Origin of the sequence: Streptomyces sp. CY-1 (genome assembly GCF_047218265.1) — a bacterium.
Lineage (GTDB): Bacteria > Actinomycetota > Actinomycetes > Streptomycetales > Streptomycetaceae > Streptomyces > Streptomyces niphimycinicus.
In genome coordinates, this window is the sequence record NZ_CP178393.1 from 4,907,071 (window position 1) to 4,923,226 (window position 16,156).

11 protein-coding genes are annotated in these 16,156 nt (G+C 71.2%); 5 read left to right on the top strand and 6 right to left on the bottom strand.

What is annotated here, in order from left to right; translation table 11 throughout:
- Positions 1–28 precede the first annotated feature (28 nt).
- On the bottom strand, positions 29–1,864 hold the full coding sequence (locus ACK1X7_RS20865; protein ID WP_390792118.1) for a phosphoenolpyruvate carboxykinase (GTP): 1,836 nt from the start codon (positions 1,862–1,864) through the stop codon (positions 29–31).
- Positions 1,865–2,117: 253 nt separating this feature from the next.
- Between ACK1X7_RS20865 and trhA the strand changes: the two genes are divergently transcribed.
- Together trhA and ACK1X7_RS20875 are read left to right on the top strand one after the other, a co-directional pair.
- Positions 2,118–2,828: a PAQR family membrane homeostasis protein TrhA gene (trhA, locus tag ACK1X7_RS20870; protein ID WP_216343910.1), complete on the top strand. Its 711-nt coding sequence runs from the start codon at positions 2,118–2,120 to the stop codon at positions 2,826–2,828.
- Position 2,829: 1 nt separating this feature from the next.
- Positions 2,830–3,531, top strand: a complete 702-nt coding sequence (locus ACK1X7_RS20875; protein WP_385143861.1) for a TetR/AcrR family transcriptional regulator — start codon at positions 2,830–2,832, stop codon at positions 3,529–3,531.
- Positions 3,532–4,556: 1,025 nt separating this feature from the next.
- Here ACK1X7_RS20875 and ACK1X7_RS20880 read toward each other — a convergent pair.
- Positions 4,557–6,593 (bottom strand): thioredoxin domain-containing protein, encoded by a 2,037-nt coding sequence (locus ACK1X7_RS20880; RefSeq protein WP_413115499.1) that lies wholly within the window; start codon positions 6,591–6,593, stop codon positions 4,557–4,559.
- Positions 6,594–6,915: 322 nt separating this feature from the next.
- On the opposite strand from ACK1X7_RS20880, the gene fumC reads away from it, so the two are divergent.
- Entirely contained in the window at positions 6,916–10,074 is a 3,159-nt protein-coding gene (gene fumC, locus ACK1X7_RS20885) for a class II fumarate hydratase (RefSeq protein ID WP_390792120.1), read from the top strand.
- Between the two features lie 27 nt (positions 10,075–10,101).
- On the opposite strand, the gene ACK1X7_RS20890 is transcribed toward fumC, so the two are convergent.
- Positions 10,102–10,473: a hypothetical protein gene (locus ACK1X7_RS20890; protein ID WP_385143867.1), complete on the bottom strand. Its 372-nt coding sequence runs from the start codon at positions 10,471–10,473 to the stop codon at positions 10,102–10,104.
- Positions 10,470–10,883, bottom strand: a complete 414-nt coding sequence (locus tag ACK1X7_RS20895; RefSeq protein ID WP_413115500.1) for an FAD-dependent oxidoreductase — start codon at positions 10,881–10,883, stop codon at positions 10,470–10,472. Before ACK1X7_RS20895 ends, ACK1X7_RS20890 begins: the two co-directional genes overlap by 4 nt.
- Before the next feature lie 150 nt (positions 10,884–11,033).
- On the opposite strand from ACK1X7_RS20895, the gene ACK1X7_RS20900 reads away from it, so the two are divergent.
- A complete protein-coding gene (locus tag ACK1X7_RS20900) occupies positions 11,034–14,321 on the top strand; it encodes a tetratricopeptide repeat protein (RefSeq protein WP_413115501.1) in 3,288 nt (1,095 codons plus the stop codon).
- 115 nt (positions 14,322–14,436) lie between these two features.
- On the opposite strand, the gene ACK1X7_RS20905 is transcribed toward ACK1X7_RS20900, so the two are convergent.
- Together ACK1X7_RS20905 and mca are read right to left on the bottom strand one after the other, a co-directional pair.
- Positions 14,437–14,685, bottom strand: a complete 249-nt coding sequence (locus tag ACK1X7_RS20905) for a hypothetical protein (protein ID WP_059147898.1) — start codon at positions 14,683–14,685, stop codon at positions 14,437–14,439.
- Positions 14,686–14,692: 7 nt separating this feature from the next.
- Positions 14,693–15,565: a mycothiol conjugate amidase Mca gene (gene mca, locus ACK1X7_RS20910; RefSeq protein WP_385143873.1), complete on the bottom strand. Its 873-nt coding sequence runs from the start codon at positions 15,563–15,565 to the stop codon at positions 14,693–14,695.
- A 97-nt stretch (positions 15,566–15,662) separates the two neighbouring features.
- On the opposite strand from mca, the gene ACK1X7_RS20915 reads away from it, so the two are divergent.
- Entirely contained in the window at positions 15,663–16,067 is a 405-nt protein-coding gene (locus tag ACK1X7_RS20915) for a DUF4307 domain-containing protein (RefSeq protein WP_390792123.1), read from the top strand.
- The last annotated feature ends 89 nt before the right edge of the window (positions 16,068–16,156 follow it).

A 16,156-nucleotide genomic window follows, 5' to 3' on the forward strand; every position in this document is an offset into this window, starting at 1 on the left:
TCTTTGGGCCTTGGGCCGTGCGGTGTGCTCAGCCCAGGCGCTTGACCAGCGCGTGGTACTCGTCCCACATCTCCTTCGGCGTGTGCTCACCGAAGGTGTTGAGGTGGTCGGGCACCAGCCCGGCCTCCTCGCGCCAGACCTCCTTGTCGACCGTGAGCAGCAGGTCGAGCGAGGCGTCGTCGAGGTCCAGCCCTTCGGTGTCCAGCGCCTCGGGCGTCGGCAGCACCCCGATCGGGCTCTCCACGCCCTCGGCCTTGCCGTCCAGCCGGTCGACGATCCACTTCAGCACCCGGCTGTTCTCGCCGAAGCCCGGCCAGACGAAGTGCCCGTCGGCGTCCTTGCGGAACCAGTTGACGTAGTAGATCTTCGGCAGCTTGGCGGCGTCCGCGTTCTTGCCGACCTTCACCCAATGGGCCATGTAGTCGCCCATGTTGTAGCCGCAGAAGGGCAGCATGGCGAACGGGTCGCGGCGCAGCTCGCCGACCTTGCCCTCGGCCGCGGCGGTCTTCTCGCTCGCCACGTTGGCGCCGAGGAAGACCCCGTGCTGCCAGTCGAAGGACTCGGTGACCAGCGGAACGGCGCTGGCCCGGCGGCCGCCGAAGAGGATCGCCGAGATCGGCACGCCCTTGGGGTCCTCCCACTCGGGCGCGATGATCGGGCACTGACCGGCCGGCACGGTGAAGCGGGCGTTGGGGTGGGCCGCGGGCGTCTCGCTCGCCGGGGTCCAGTCGTTGCCCTTCCAGTCGGTCAGATGGGCGGGCGGCTCCTCGGTCATGCCCTCCCACCACACATCGCCGTCGTCGGTGAGCGCGACATTGGTGAAGACCGAGTTCCCCCACAGGGTCTTCATCGCGTTGGCGTTGGTGTGCTCACCGGTGCCGGGCGCGACGCCGAAGAAGCCCGCCTCGGGGTTGATCGCGTACAGCCTGCCGTCCTCGCCGAACCGCATCCAGGCGATGTCGTCGCCGATCGTCTCGACCGTCCAGCCCCGGATGGTCGGCTCCAGCATCGCGAGGTTGGTCTTGCCACAGGCGCTCGGGAACGCCGCGGCCACGTACTTCGACTCGCCGCGCGGCGGGGTGAGCTTGAGGATCAGCATGTGCTCGGCGAGCCAGCCCTCGTCCCGCGCCATCACGGAGGCGATGCGCAGGGCGTAGCACTTCTTGCCGAGCAGGGCGTTGCCGCCGTAGCCGGAGCCGTAGGACCAGATCTCCCGCGCCTCGGGGAAGTGCGAGATGTACTTGGTCGAGTTGCACGGCCAGGGAACGTCGGCCTGGCCCGGCTCCAGCGGGGCGCCGAGGGTGTGGACGGCCTTGACGAAGAAGCCCTCGTCCCCGAGGACGTCGAGGACCTCCTGTCCCATGCGGGTCATGGTGCGCATGGAGACGGCGACGTAGGCGGAGTCGGTGATCTCGACGCCGATCGCGGAGAGCGGCGAGCCGAGCGGGCCCATGCAGAAGGGCACGACGTACATGGTCCGGCCACGCATGGAGCCCCGGAAGACGCCCTGCTCCCCGGCGAAGATCTCACGCATCTCGTCGGGGTGTTTCCAGTGGTTCGTCGGGCCCGCGTCCGCCTCCTTCTCGGAGCATATGAACGTACGGTCCTCGACGCGCGCCACATCGCTCGGATCGGATGCGGCGTAGTACGAGTTGGGGCGCTTGATCGAATCAAGGCGTTTGAAGGTGCCCTTTTCGACGAGCTCCGCGCACAGGCGGTCGTACTCCGCCTCCGAGCCGTCGCACCACACCACACGATCGGGCTGGGTGAGGGCGGCGATCTCGCCGACCCAGGAGACGAGCTCCTGGTGGTTCGTGGGGCTCGGGGTGGTGGTGAGGGAGGAAGCCACATTGCTGGGCGCCACGATCGCTCCATCCCGCCGGAACCGCACGCGTTCCGGCGTCTTGATTGAGGGTTTTGGACGGATATGTGCACTCATATCCGTTTATGGAGACAGCTACCCCTTGGGGGCTGCGACCCGGATGCTCAGCTCATCCGGTGCCGACCGCGCTCATTTGATCATCCGACTGTGTGGGCCATCTGTCCAGTGGGCGCTTTGGTGACCATCACCACTCGACATGGGCCGGTAACTTACGGTGGCGTAGGGCGTAGGTAGCATGAGCGCCATGACTGCCGCCGCGCCCGATGCCGCCGTTGAGAACCCTCCAGGGCCCCAAGCGGCCCCGCCGCTCCCCCTGAAGCCGATGCTCCGCGGCTGGCTGCACGCCGGCATGTTTCCCGCGGTCCTGGTCTCGGGGGTGGTACTGACGGCCCTCGCCGACAGTCCGCGCGGGCGGCTGGCCTGCGCCATCTTCACGCTCACCGCATGTGCGCTGTTCGGCACCAGCGCGCTTTACCACCGCGGCAATTGGGGACCGCGCACCGCCGCGGTGCTGCGGCGGCTGGACCACGCCAATATCTTCCTGATCATCGCGGGCACGTATACGCCCTTCACGATGCTGCTTCTGCCGCACGGCAAGAAGCAACTGCTGCTGTGGCTGGTGTGGGCCGGGGCACTCGCCGGAATCGCCTTCCGGGTCTTCTGGGTCGGCGCCCCGCGCTGGCTGTACACCCCGTGCTACATCGCGCTGGGCTGGGCGGCCGTCTTCTTCCTGCCCGACTTCCTGCGCACCGGCGGCGCCGCCGTCATGACGCTGATCGTCGTCGGCGGGCTGCTCTACAGCGTGGGCGCGGTGATCTACGGCACCAAGCGCCCCAACCCCTCGCCGCGCTGGTTCGGCTTCCACGAGGTGTTCCACAGCTTCACGCTGGCCGCCTTCGTCGTGCACTACGTCGGCATCTCCCTGGTGGCGTATCAGCACGCCTGAGATGCCCAAGGCCACACCACCGACATCACAGCCGTCACAAGCGTCACAGGCGTCACAGCCGGAGCGCAGGACCGGGCCCGGGCTGCGCGAACGGAAGAAGATCAAGACCCGGCAGGCGATCCGGCGCGCCGCCCTGCGGCTCTTCGCGGAGCAGGGCTACGAGGCCACTCCGGTGGACCGGATCGCGGCGGCCGCCGACGTCTCGACCAGCACCGTCTTCCGCTACTTCCCGGCCAAGGAGGACATCGTCCTCACCGATGAGTACGACGCGCTCATGGCGGAGGCGATCCGCGAGCGCCCCCGGGACGAGCCCCCGACCGCCTCCCTGCGCCATGCCGTGGTGGGTCTGCTGGGGCCCGCGGCGGGCGCGGAGCGCGAGGAACTGCTGGCCCGGCTCGCCCTCGTACGACAGGTCCCGGCGCTGCGCGCTCGGATGAGCGGCGGCCTGGCCGACAGCGGCACGCTGCTGGGCGAGGCACTGGCCGAGCGCAGCGGCCGGTCCCCGGACGACTTCGAGGTACGGGTCGCGGTGGGCGCCGTCCTCGGCGCCCTACGCGAAGCCGTCTTCCACTGCCTGGACCACCACCACCCGCCGACGGCAACCACGACGAGCACGGCGAGGGCCACCGCCACCCGCGCGAACGCCATGACCACTGCCATCGACCGAGCCCTGGACCTCCTCGCCCGAGGCATCCCGCTATGACCCGCGAGGCGGGGCGGGTGTGCCCTGCCAGGCGCTTCCGGCTGCGAGCCGCCGCACGAACCCGGCCGTGAGCCGCCCGGCGACCCCGGCTGCGGTCCACCCGGCGATTCCGGGGTGGGCTCCCGCCCGGCGACCGGCCGCGGTCCCCCCGGCGATCCCGACTGTGAACCGCCCGGCGACCCCGACTGTGAACCGCCCGGCGATTCCGGGTGGGCTCCCGCCCGGCGACCGGCCACGGTCCCCCCGGCGATCCCGACTGTGAGCCGCCCGGCAACCCCGACTGTGAGCCCTCCCGGCGATTCCGGGTGGGCTCCCGCCCGGCGACCGGCCGCGGTCCCCCCGGCGACCCCGACTGTGAGCCCTCCCGGCGATTTCGGCCGCGCTCCCGCCTTGCGACCCTGCGGCGATCTGCCCTGCGATTCCGGGTGGGCCGCTGAGGCTGACAGCGGGCTGACCTGGGAGCTTGCCCGAGCTGGCCGGAGCTTGCCGGGGGCCGACCGGGGCTGAGCCCCGAGCTGGCTCGGGGACCGGCCGGGGTACTCAGAGGCCGACCCGCTGACGCCGGGCTGACCCGGGAACTTGCCGGGGCTGGCCGGGGGCGATCGGGGCTGCCCGCGAGCTGGCCCAGGGGCAGCCGGAGCTGAGCCGGAGGCTCACCCGGGACGCCAACCAGAGCTGGCCCGAGGCTGGCCCCGGAACCTGCCGGGGTGCCCCCGGGCCGACTGGGGCTGGCCCGAGACCCAACCGAGGCTGGTCGGGGATGGCCGGGGATGGCCAAAGCCGGGTCCGGGCCCGAGCCGCAGGCTCGGACGTAGCCCCGCCGGGAGCCGGGTCCGGGCCCGAGCCGCAGGCTCGGACGTAGCCTCGCCGCGAGCTGGGTCCGGACCCGAGCCGCAGGCCGGCACGTAGCTCAGCCGGGAGCCGGGTCCGGGAGGCGGGCGAAGCCGGACCGGGGCATGGTCCGACTCCCCGCCCGGTTTCCCGGCTCAGCCGGCCAGCTCAGCCGGCCAGCTCAGCCGGCCAGCTCAGCCGCCCAGCTTGGCCGTCAGGGCCTCGACGTCGGCCGTGGGCGCGTCGCAGGTGAAGCCGCGGCAGACGTACGCCGCCGGGCGTCCTTCCAGCAGGGGGCGGTCCCGGAGCAGCGGGACCTCCCCGGAGCCGGGCTCGCCGACCGCGACGACCGCTCCGGGGGCGGTGGCCAGGAGTGCGGCGCGGTGCAGGGCGCGGGTCGCCGGGTCGTCGCCGGGGCCGACCACGGCCACCTCGCGCGGCCCGTCGAGCCGGGCCTCGGCCACCGCCAGGCCCCAGCCGATGAAACGGGGCACCCGGGGGCCGAGGGCCCGCACCACGGCGAGGCCGCGCTCGGCGGCCTCCCGGTGGCGGAAGCTGCCGGTGATGGCGGCATAGGACAGCAGGGCCCCGGCGGCGGCCGTCCAGCCGGACGGCGCCGCGTTGTCCGTCGGGTCCTGGGGGCGGCGGATGAGCGCCTCGGCGTCATCGGCGGTGTCGAACAGCGTGCCGTCCTCGGCGGTGAACCGGGTCAGCACGGTGTCCAGGAGCAGTCCGGCGAAGTCCACCCACGCACCGTCGCCGGTGACGGCGGACAGGGCGAGGAAGCCCTCGGCCACATCCGCGTAGTCCTCGAGCACACCCGCGTGGCTGCCCGCGGTGCCGTCCAGCGAGGTGCGGGCCAGCCGCCCGCGCTGGTCCATGTGCAGGCGCATCAGCAGCTCGGCGGCCTCGGTCGCGACGTCCACCAGGTCGGGGCGGTCGAAATAGGCGCCGGTCTCGGCGAGAGCGGCGACGGCCAGCCCGTTCCAGGCGGCGACGATCTTGTCGTCGCGGCCGGGGCGGGCCCGCAGCTCCCGGGCGGCCAGCAGCCGCTCCCGTACGGAGGCGACTCGGCTCGCGTCCGCCGGCCGCTCCCCGTCGGGCAACTGGAGCACGGAGGCTCCCTGCTCGAAGGTGCCCTCCTGGGTCACGCCGAAATACCCGGCGGCGAACTCCGCGTCGGCCTCCCCCAGCGCCTCGCGCAGCCGCTCGGGCGTCCATACGTAGTACGCGCCCTCGACATGCCTGCCGGTGCCGTCGTCGCTGTCGGCGTCCAGCGCGGAGGCGAAGCCGCCCTGTGCGGTGCGCAGCTCACGGACCATGAAGTCCGCCGTCTCCAGGGCGACACGGCGCGCGAGGTCCGAGCCGGTGGCACGCCACAGATGGGCGTAGACCCGGCACAGCAGTGCGTTGTCGTACAGCATCTTCTCGAAGTGCGGCACGGTCCAGCCGGCATCGACGGAGTAGCGGGCGAAACCGCCGCCGAGCTGGTCGTAGATACCCCCGCGGGCCATCGCCTCACAGGTGGCCGACACCATCTGCAACGCGCCCTCGGAACCGGTGCGGGCGTGGTGGCGCAGCAGGAACTCCAGCGCCATGGACGGCGGAAACTTCGGCGCACCGCCGAAACCGCCCCGCGTGGCGTCGAATTCGCGGGTCAGCCCCATGAGCGCGGCATGCAGATCCTCCTCGCCGGGCGGCGCGGGCGCATCCGAGCCCAGCGCGATCCCGGTGCGCTGCGCCAGATCCTCCACGATCCGCCCGGCGACGTCCCGGACCTCCTCGCGGCGGTCCGTCCAGGCGGCGCTCACCCCCTCCAGCACCTGCCGGAAGGACGGCATACCGGGCCGGGGCCGGGGCGGGAAGTACGTACCGAAGTAGAACGGCTGCGCCTCGGGGGTCAGAAAGACCGTCATGGGCCAGCCGCCCTGCCCGGTGGCGGCCTGCACCGCCTCCATATACACCGCGTCGACGTCCGGCCGCTCCTCGCGGTCGACCTTCACGGAGACGAAGTGGGCGTTGAGATAGTCGGCGGTCTCCTTGTCCTCGAACGACTCATGCGCCATGACATGGCACCAGTGGCAGCTCGAATAGCCGACGCTCAGCAGCACGGGCACCCCGCGGCGGCGCGCATCCTCGAACGCCTCGTCCGACCACGGCCACCAGTCGACCGGGTTCTCGGCGTGCTGAAGCAGATAGGGGGACGTCTCGTGCGCCAGGCGGTTCGGCATGGGTCCATCCTCCCCCACCTGGCGAGGCAGACGAAGTTATCCACAGGGCGCGGCCAGGAGGCCCCGAATCCACCGCGGACCGGAGCGGACTTGTCCGGTCCACCCCGCGTGGGGATGCGGAAGGCGGCAAGCCTATGAGCGCGGCCGGGGGTGTGGCCGGGGTGCGGCCGGGAGCGCGGAGTGGGCGCATACGGCCCAGCGGCGCGAGGATGGTTATGTGGGGTTTTGACCCCCGTGTGTGGGGTTCGCGGCGGGGCGGAGCCGGGAGTCAGGACTGCACGGATCAGTCCGAACGACGGCCGCTCGAGAAGGATGGAAAGCCATGAGCACGGACAAGAGGATGCGCGGCTCCGGAGGGGTAGCCGTGCTGCGTGACCCGATCCGCAATCGCGGGACCGCGTTCACGGAGGAGGAGCGCACGCAGTTCGGGCTGACCGGTCTGGTGCCGCCGGGGGTGCTGTCGGAAGAGCAGCAGGCGGTGCGCGCGTACGAGCAGTTCATGGCACAGCCGACACCGCTGGCGCAGAACACGTTCCTGGAAGCGCTGCGGGACCGCAACGAGACGCTGTACTACAAACTGCTCGTCGATCATCTGCCCGAGATGCTGCCGATCGTGTACGACCCGGTGGTCGGGCAGGCCATCGAGCAGTACAGCCATGAGTACCAGCGTCCGCGCGGCGTGTATCTGTCGGTGGACGATCCCGACTCCGTGGAGGCCGCGTTCGCGAACCTCGGACTCGGTGCCGACGACGTCGACCTGCTGGTGGCCACGGACGCCGAGGAGATCCTCGGCATCGGCGACTGGGGCAGCAACGGCATGGGGATCTCGCAGGGCAAGCTCGCCGTCTACACGGCGGCCGCGGGCATCGACCCGGCCCGGGTCATCCCGGTCATGCTCGACGTCGGCACCAACAACGAGACCCTGCTCAACGACCCCATGTATGTCGGGCTGCGGCACTCCCGCAACCGCGCCGAGGCGTACGACCGGCTCATCGACGCCTACGTCACGGCCGCCTCGCGGCGCTTCCCGAAGGCACTGCTGCACTTCGAGGACTTCGGCCCGTCCAACGCACGCCGGATTCTGCTGGAGTACGCGGACAGGGCCTGCGTCTTCAACGACGACATGCAGGGCACCGGCGCGATCACCCTGGCCGCCGTCCTGGCCGGGGTACGGACGGCGGGCACACCGCTGGCCGAGCAGCGGGTGGTCGTCTTCGGCGCCGGTACCGCCGGAGTGGGCATCGCCGACCAGATCCGCGACGCGATGGTCCGCGCCGGCGCCCGTAAGGAGACGGCGGCCCAGCAGATCTGGCTGGTCGACCGGCAGGGCCTGCTGCTGGACGACATGAAGGATCTACGCGACTTCCAGACCCCGTTCGCCCGGTCGGCGGGCGAGGCCAGGAGCTACGAACGGGACGGCGAAGGCCGGATCTCCCTCGCCACCACGGTGGCCGAGGTACACCCGACCATCTTGATCGGCACCTCGACGGCTGGTGGCACCTTCACCGAGCCGATCATCCGGAAGATGGCCGCGCATGTCGACCGGCCACTGATCTTCCCGCTTTCGAACCCGACCGAGAAGATCGAGGCCCACCCGGCCGACCTCATCCACTGGACCGAGGGCCGGGCGCTGATCGGCACCGGCACCCCGTGGGATCCGGTGCCGTACCAGGGCGTCGACTACAAGATCGGGCAGGCCAACAACGCCTTGGTCTACCCCGGCCTCGGCCTGGGCACCGTGGTCTCCCGCGCGAAGCACGTCACTCCCGGAATGATCCGCGCCGCCGCCGAGGCGGTCGCCGGCCTGGTCGACACCACCACCCCCGGCGCGTCGCTGCTCCCCGGGGTGGCCAACCTCCGCGCCTCCTCCGCCACCGTCGCGGTCGCCGTCGTACGCCAGGCACTCGAGGAGGGTGTCGCCCGCGCCAGGATCGATGACGTCGTGCAGGCCGTGCAGCAGGCGATGTGGCAGCCCGAATACGCCGACCACTCCGACGCAGGTCGTGGGACGACGGCGGCCACGGAGCGGACCACGCCCACCGGCACCCGTATCGAGAGCGACTCGATGGGCCGGATCGAGGTGCCCGCCGAGCACTACTGGGGCGCGCAGACTCAGCGTTCCCTGATCCACTTCTCCATCGGTGACGACCACATGCCCAAGGCCGTCTACCACGCGTACGGCTATGTCAAGAAGGCCGCCGCCATGGTCAACCAGCGCGCGGGCCGCCTGGACGAGCGGCGCGCCGCCGCGATCATCCAGGCCGCCGATGAGGTCATCGCCGGGGATCTGGACGCGGAGTTCCCGCTGTACGTATGGCAGACCGGCTCGGGCACCCAGTCGAACATGAACGTCAACGAGGTGATCGGCAACCGGGCCGGCGAACTGCTCGGCGGCACCCTCGGCTCCAAGCACCCCGTGCATCCCAACGACCATGTCAACATGGGCCAGTCGTCGAACGACACCTTCCCCACCGCGATGCACATCGCCACCGTGCTCGAGGTCACCGGGCATCTCCTGCCCCAGGTCGACCGGCTCACCCAGGCGATCCGCGCCAAGGCCGAGGCATGGGTGGACGTCGTCAAGATCGGCCGCACCCATCTCCAGGACGCCACCCCGCTCACCGTCGGACAGGAATGGTCGGGCTGGGCCGCACAACTGGACGATGCGCGCACCAGGCTGGCCGACAGTCTCCATGCCGTCCACCAGCTCGCCGCCGGTGGCACCGCTGTGGGCACCGGCCTGAACGCTCCCGAAGGGTTCGGCGAGCAGATCGCCGCGCAGCTCGCCGAGCTGGTCGGCCATCCCTTCGTCACCGCGCCCAACAAGTTCGCGGCCCAGGGCTCGCTGGACGCGATGGTCGCGGTCAGCGCCGGGCTGCGCGGTCTGGCCGTCGCCCTGATGAAGATCGCCAACGATATGCGCTGGCTGGCCTCCGGACCCCGCGCCGGGCTGCATGAACTGGGGCTGCCCGCCAATGAGCCCGGTTCCTCGATCATGCCCGGGAAGGTCAACCCCACCCAGCAGGAGGCCATGGTCATGGTCTGCCTCCAGGCTCTTGGGGAGGACGCGCTCATCGCCTCCGCGGGGGCACAGGGCAACTTCGAACTCAACGCCATGCGCCCGATCATCATCAACAACGTGCTGCACTCGGCCCGGATCCTCGGCGACGCCTGCGAGAAGCTGCGCCGCTACAGCGTCGAGGGCACCGAACTCGACCGGCCCACGATCGACGGGTACGTGGACCAGTCGCTCATGCTCGTCACCGCGCTCAGTCCCACCATCGGCTACGACAAGGCGTCCGCGATCGCGCACAAGGCCGACGACGAGGGCACCACCCTGCGCGAGGCCGCCCTCGCCTCGGGCGTCGCCGCCGCCGACTTCGACCGCCTCGCCGACCCCACCACCATGGTCGGCAGCCCCCGAAGCGACCTGGGGCTCGACCGGACCGACGACAAGCGGTCCGACGACAACCGCACCTGACCCCTCATCCCGCTACTGGGCGTCGGGTCACTGGGCGTCGAGGCTCATAAAGAGGCTGTTCAGGCCCTCTGCCAGCAGCGGATGCGTGAAGACGGCATTCGCCATGGCGGTGTACGGAAGCTGCCCCAGCATGGCGACCTGGATGATCGTCATGATCTCGCCGCCTTCCACGCCGAGCACCGCGGCACCGAGGATCTGCTGGGTGTCCGCGTCGATGACCGCCTTCATGAAGCCGCGCGTCTCCCCCGTCTCCAGGGCCCGGATGACGGCACTCATCGGCAGCTTGGCGACGCGGACCGAGCGGTTCTGCTCCGCGGCCTGTCGCTCGGTCATGCCGACGCGGCCGAGCTGCGGGTCCATGAACACGGTGTACGGGACGATCCGGTCCCGCGTGCTCACCTTCCCCTATCCCGCGTCCCGCCGCCCGGCAGGGCGATCTCGACCGTCTTGGGCCCCGTGAAACGGGCCTCGCCCTCGACCAGGTCGAGCCCGTCCTGCGGCAGACGGCTCGCGTAGTTCTCCCGCGCGCCCGCGACCATCGCCCGCTTGCGCTCCCGCACCGCGGCCAGGTCGACCGACACCGGACCAGTCCGCACGCCGTACTCCGCGCCGCGCCGTGCCTGGCGGGCGGCGCGCGCGCTGGCGACCATGGTCTTGGTCGGGGTGCACCCGGAGTTCACGCAGACGCCGCCCAGGTGGCCGCGCTCGACGAGCGCCACCTTCCTGCCCGCTTTCGCGAGATCGATGGGCAGGAACCGGCCGCCCTGGCTGGTCCCGATCACCATCACGTCATAGCTCTCGTCTGCCACACAGCGATCGTAACCCTTCGCACTGATACACGCACCGAGAGTGGTCGGCGGCGGGACAGGAGAAGTTGTCCACAGGGGAGTTATCCACAGGACTGCCGGATAAGAGCCAGAAACGGAAGACTGAGGGCACTGCTGCAAGAGGGGGATCACATGCCGGGCTCACTGGCGGTGTTGCGGGACAGCCACCGGACGGAGGTCGAGCGGCTGCTGTCGCGGGCCGTGGAGGAGGAGGTGCGCCGCTCGGGCGGGCGCACCGATGGCGGGGTGCTGCTCAGCCGGGCGCGGGGCGCGCTGGACGAGATGACCGCGACCGCCGCGGAGGAGTACGGGGCGTATGTGAGCGCGTTGGACGAGTCCGACGCGGGCAGCAGACCGCTCTCGGAGCGGCTGTCGCGCGGGCAGCTCGGCACCCCGGCGCTGGCCGCGACGGTCGCCGCGGCGGCGGCCTTCGGCGCGGATCTCACCTACGGCACCTCGGCGGGCACGGCGCTGGGCGCGGGCGTGACGGCCGCCGTGGCCGGATCGGCCGCCGCCGTCGTCAAGCTCACCGCGCGCCATTGGCCCGCCGCCCACCGCCAGGCCGCGCTGCGCAACCAGCCCGGCGGGCCCGAGCAGTTGCGGCTCCAGTGGCTCACGGCGGTCGAGGTGCGGGGCATCCGGCCGTTCATCGACCAGCACCGGATGACCTCGGCCGCCGCCCGCCAGGGCGGCGGTTCGGCCAAGCGCTCCGCCTCCTCGGCCTCCGGTCAGGTGCCGAGGCTGCGCGGGGCGGACCGAAGCCAAGCGGCCCGCAGGCGCACCGTGCTGGAGCAGTCCTTCGCCCATCTCCCCGAGGCGGAGGGCCCGTTCGCCGGGCGCCGGGCGCAGCTCACCCAGATCGCGCAGTGGGTGCAGCAGGCCCGCGCGTCCATCGAGACCCAGCCCACGGTGGTGCTGCTGGAGGGCCCGCCGGGCTCCGGCCGCACCATGCTGGCCGTGCGGGCGGCCCACCATCTGCGCGATCAGTTCCGCGGTGCGTGCCTGGTCGATCTGCGCGGCGACAGCCCCGAGCAGGCCCCGCTGCCCACCCGCGACGCGCTGCTGCATCTGCTGAACCGGCTCGGCGCACCCCGCGACCAGTTGCTCTTCCGGGAGCGGTCCTCGCAGGACCAGCACATCAGACGGCTCACCGAGCTGTATCACCAGTATCTGACCGGGCTGCCGGTCACCATCGTGCTGGACGACGCCCATGACGCCGAGCAGGTGCGCACGCTGATCCCGGAGCGGTCCGACAGCCTGGTCCTGATCACCTCGCGCACTCCGCTCGATCTGCCGGCCGACCTCGCCGCCCGGGTGCACCGGATGGAGGTGGGCCCGCTGGACGAGCCGGGCGCCGAGGAGCTGCTGCGGACCTCCGCCGAGGAGCCCACCGGCGCGGGCCCCTACGACGGGCAGTCCGTGGAGCGGATCGCCGAGCTGTGCGGGCGGCTGCCGCTGGCGCTGCGGATCGCGGGCTCCTCGCTCGGCCCCCGCACCCCCGCCGCCCTGGTCACCGAGCTGGAGGCGTACGGCCCGGTGGGCGCGGTCGAGCGCGCCCTGTGGCTGCGCTACACCGACCAGCAGGACGGCGCCCGGCGGCTGCTGCGCCGGCTGGCACTGGCCGGGCGGGCCAGCCTGGGCGGAGCGGCGGCCGCGGCGCTGCTGGACACCGATGAGCAGGAGGCCGGCCGCCATCTGGAGGCGCTCGGCCGGGCCGGGCTGATCCAGCATGTGCGCGGCAGCCGCTACCGCCTTCATGACCTGGTGCGCTCCTTCGCCCATGCCCGGCTGCTCGACGAGGAGCAGCCGGAGCAGCGCACCGCCGCGCAGGAGCGGCTGATCCGCAGCTATGCCGAGCTCGCCGACTCGGTGATCCGGCTGGTCGACGGCAAGACCTCCACCCGTGCCGACATGCTCGGCAAGGGCGCGGCGGGCGGCCATGGCTTCACCTCGCTGGACGCCGCGCTGCGCTGGCTGGACGACGAATCGAGCTTCATCACCGCCGCGCTGCGCCATGCGGAGGGCGTGGACCAGTCCGCGGTGCTGCATCTGCTGGGCGCCCTGTGCGACTACTGCCTGCTGCGCGGCGATCTCTACCGGCTGGGCGAGATCAGCGAGCTCACCCAGGCCGTGGACCAGGGGCTGCTGATGCGGTCCGTGCAGTGGCGCACCGGTATCGCGGCCCGCCAGCTCGGCGAGCTGGACCAGGCGCGCACCAGGCTGTCCTCGGTGGTGGACCTGTATTTCGAGGCGCAGCACCAGGCGGGTGCGGCCCGTGCCCTGTGCAGTCTCGGCATCACCCTGCATCACCAGGGCAATCTCGGGGAGGCCGCGGCCAAGCTGCGCGAGGCGCTGGAGCTCCAGCAGGCCGAGGAGCTGCGCGGTGACCGGGGCTGGACGATGCACGCCCTGGCGGCGGTGGAGCGCGACCGCGGCGGGCTGGCCGAGGCGCTGGAGCTGCTGGACGCGGCCCTGGAGCTGCACCAGGAGAGCGAGAGCCTGCACGGCCAGGCGTGGGCGCACTTCCAGCTCGGCCAAGCGTGTCTGCGGATGGGCGATGTGCCGCGCGCCGAGGCCGAGTTGCGGGGCGCGCTGGACGCCTACAGCCGCACCCATGACCAGCGCGGTGAGGCATGGGCGCTCACCCAGCTCGCCCGGGCCCGGCTGGTGGCCGGGGAGGCGTCGGCGGCCGTCGACCAGTTGCGCCAGGCCCTCTCCCGCCACCGGGAGAACGAGGACGCGCGCGGTGAGGCATGGACGCTGTACTACCTGGGCCAGGCGCTGGAGGAGCGCGGCGACCATGATTCGGCGCTGCGCGAGCTGGAGCGGGCCCGGCTGATGTTCAACCGGATGCGGGATGTCTACGGGCTGGCGTGTTCGCGTCATCACTCGGCGCGGGTCACCCGTGATCTGCGAGCGGCACAGACGGGCTCGCTGCGCAACAGCGGCTTCGCCCGGCAGTTGCTCCAGGACGCGCGGAATGACTTCCGGCGGGTGGGCGTGGCCCATGGCGAGGCATGGTCCTGTGTCGAGCTGGCGGTGATCGACGCGGGAAACGGCAAGGCGGTGCAGGCGCTGGAGCTGGTGGACGAGGCGGCCGGGCTGTTCGCGGGGTACGGGGACCGGCGCGGCCGCGCCTGGGCCCGGTTCCTGCGCTGCACCCTGCTGCCGTTCGCCTCCGCGGGCGGTTCGGTGATCGGCACGGCGGTGGCCCAGGAGGAGCTGGCGGAGCTGGCCCGGGAGATGCGCGAGGAGGGCACGGCGGGGGATTCCCGGCTGGAGGGGTGCGCGGAGGCGTTCGCGCTGGTGCTGGAGCGCGGCGTCGAGCCGGAAACGGGGTGGCAGGCATGGCAGCTCGGCATGGTGCCGAGCCGCCACTCGCGCGAGGTCATGGCCGTGCTGCCGGAGCCTCGCGGCTAGGCCCTACAGGGCCTGGTCACGAAGAGCGCGGAGAGGGGCCGGGATGTGCGAGATCCCGTCGGCCGGGCCGTGAGGCCCCGCTCGCGCGGGGCACGCGGTCGGGCCCGGCCAGGGTTCAGGCCGTGCGCTCCTCGCCCTTGGTGGCTTCGGCGGAGGCCGTCGCCGGAGCCTTGCCGGGCTCCGGCCCCTCCTCGAAGTCCACCCGCTTCATGTGCTTGTTCATGGACTTCATCAGGAACCACACCGCCGCGCCGATCACGGCGAAGACGATGAAACCGAGGACGCCCGGGGTCACCTTGTTCTCGTCCAGGTCCTTGGCGAGCGGGACGAGATGCGTCATGGCGAGGGTGCTGGTGGCGCTCATCATGGACTCAATTGTTGCGGATGCCCGCGAAGAGGTCGTCCTCGGGGAGGGAGGTGTCCACAAGCGACTTGGCGAGCTCGTACTCCTCGGTGGGCCAGACCTCCCGCTGGATGTCCATGGGCACCCGGAACCAGCCGCCGTCGGGATCGATCTGCGTACGGTGCGCGATCAGCGCCTTGTCGCGGATCTCGAAGAAGTCGGCGCAGGGCACATAGGTGGTCAGGGTGCGCTCGGGCCGGTTGAAGGTCTTCCAGCGCTCCAGCCACTCCTCGTACGGCGAGTCCAGCCCGCGAGCCAGCAGCGCCTCATGCAGGGCGACGGTGCGCGCCCGGTTGAAGCCCTGGTTGTAGTAGAGCTTCTGCGGCTGCCAGGGCTCCCCCGCCGCCGGGTACTTCTCGGGGTCACCGGCCGCCTCGAAGGCCACCATCGAGATCTTGTGGGTCATGATGTGGTCGGGGTGGGGATAGCCGCCGTTCTCGTCATAGGTGGTGATCACCTGCGGCTTGAACGAGCGGATCAGCCTCACCAGGGGCTCCGCCGCTGCCTCGACGTCCTGCAAGGCGAAGCAGCCCTCGGGCAGTGGCGGCAGCGGATCGCCCTCGGGCAGTCCGGAGTCCACGAAGCCCAGCCACTCCTGCTTGACGCCGAGGATCTCGCGCGCCTCGTCCATCTCCTTGGCGCGGACCTCGTGGATGTTCTCCTCGATGTAGGGATCACCCTGGAGCTTGGGATTGAGGATGGAGCCGCGCTCTCCACCTGTGCAGGTCGCGACCAGCACGTCCACCCCCTCAGACACGTACTTGGCCATGGTGGCCGCGCCCTTGCTCGACTCGTCATCGGGGTGCGCATGCACGGCCATCAAACGAAGCTGCTCAGTCAAGTTCGATCCTCAGTGATTCGTCGTGGAAGACGGCTTCTATAGTGACCTAAACCAGGGACAAATAATTCCGATGTCTCTCCCAGCAGGAGGAACGCCCATGGCCACCGTGCGCGAGGGTCTTCCCGACGGGCGTTACGGCCGGTCCGCGGACGCGCGTGCCGACCGCACGCTGAAGATCGTCGGAGCGGTGCTCGGTGCCGGGCTGCTGGCCCTGATCACGTGGTTCGGATACGACTACATCACCGGTCAGGACGTCAGCGGCCGGCTGACCGGTTTCAAGGTGGTCGCCGACGACGCCGTCGACGTCCGGCTGGAGATCAACAAGGACAAGGACGCCACCGGTGTCTGCACCGTGCGTACCCTGGATGAGTACCACGACGAGGTGGGCCGGAAGGACTTCACCTTCGGCCAGCGCGAGAGCGATCTGGTCAAGGTGGTGACCGTGCGCACTACGGCCCGGGCGACCAGCGCCGAGCTGATCGGCTGCGAGCCCGGACGATAGCCGGACCGGACGTGTCGGCGGCTGCCCCGATCTGACCAGCGCTGACGGCTTTCCTGCGCATTGCGCCCAGTTCCCTCCTCCCCGTTTCT

Excerpts from the sequence above, each read along its gene's own strand:
- trhA (WP_216343910.1), top strand. The coding sequence starts at position 2,118 with ATGAGCGCCATGACTGCCGCCGCGCCCGATGCCGCCGTTGAGAACCCT.
- ACK1X7_RS20875 (WP_385143861.1), top strand. The coding sequence starts at position 2,830 with ATGCCCAAGGCCACACCACCGACATCACAGCCGTCACAAGCGTCACAG.
- ACK1X7_RS20880 (WP_413115499.1), bottom strand. The coding sequence starts at position 6,593 with ATGCCGAACCGCCTGGCGCACGAGACGTCCCCCTATCTGCTTCAGCAC.
- fumC (WP_390792120.1), top strand. The coding sequence starts at position 6,916 with ATGAGCACGGACAAGAGGATGCGCGGCTCCGGAGGGGTAGCCGTGCTG.
- ACK1X7_RS20900 (WP_413115501.1), top strand. The coding sequence starts at position 11,034 with ATGCCGGGCTCACTGGCGGTGTTGCGGGACAGCCACCGGACGGAGGTC.
- ACK1X7_RS20905 (WP_059147898.1), bottom strand. The coding sequence starts at position 14,685 with ATGAGCGCCACCAGCACCCTCGCCATGACGCATCTCGTCCCGCTCGCC.
- ACK1X7_RS20915 (WP_390792123.1), top strand. The coding sequence starts at position 15,663 with ATGGCCACCGTGCGCGAGGGTCTTCCCGACGGGCGTTACGGCCGGTCC.